The organism is Maricaulis maris (assembly GCF_049116555.1).
Lineage (GTDB): Bacteria > Pseudomonadota > Alphaproteobacteria > Caulobacterales > Maricaulaceae > Maricaulis > Maricaulis maris_C.
In genome coordinates this window covers 1-806 of record NZ_JAGDYT010000022.1, presented here as the reverse complement: position 1 = coordinate 806, position 806 = coordinate 1, and the positions used below count along the sequence as shown (strand labels likewise).

1 protein-coding gene is annotated in these 806 nt (G+C 53.6%); it reads left to right on the top strand.

From position 1 onward, the window contains the following. Positions 1–170 precede the first annotated feature (170 nt). On the top strand, positions 171–410 hold the full coding sequence (locus tag JXQ94_RS14070; protein ID WP_421924414.1) for a hypothetical protein: 240 nt from the start codon (positions 171–173) through the stop codon (positions 408–410). Positions 411–806 lie beyond the last annotated feature (396 nt).

The following is an 806-nucleotide window of genomic DNA, read 5'->3' as shown; positions in this document are numbered from 1 at the left end:
GCGTGCGCCCTCGCGCCAGCGGGCCGAGAAAAACGGGGACACGCACCAATTGGTGACGCCGAAATTTGGGTTACCATGATCTAAGCCGAAGCTTTGCAAACGTCCCTGCGTGGACGCGGAATAAATGGTGTGTGGCCCCGTTTTTTCCAGATTTCAATTAGGATCGAGAAATGATTAAGATTGATTACAGATTGGTTATTTGTGACCTATGTGTAGTCGTGCTGGCATTTATTACTATGGTAATGTTAGGGTTGATGCGACCGATGTTGTTTTCTATTTTTATGTCCATCGCGTCAGTATTGGCTTTATTAATTTCGGTGCGCATGGGACGAGATCGTTTTGCTGGGATTTTGGTGTTGATCATTAGTTTGGCGGCGTGGTGGGGACTTGCGCTGGGAGTGTCGGACTAGATGTTTAGTCTCCGAGAGAAACTGGGACAGGCATATTTTCCCCGTTCATTCTGTCGCTTCCTTGAGTGGCCGCCCGCGTGGATTGGGCCGCAGGTCACGGCCTGATTTGGTTTCCAGTGCTGAGATCCAATGATCCGCTCCCATCGGATAGCCGGTCCCGGTAAAGTATCCGATCCGCTGAAGAAACCGGGACAGACACAATTAATTGGAGCGCGCCCTCCGGTCAGGCACGGTGACTGATCCCGCCGGAAACTTTGTCTGTCCCGGTTTGTCGGGCGCCGCGCGCGGGGCTGCCCATAGATCGCTTGTCAGCCAGCAGGCCGTATCCGCTTCTTCAGCTCAAGGGTGAAACCGCGAAGCGGCCGCGTTGCGGCCCTTGACCTGAAGAAGCGGATA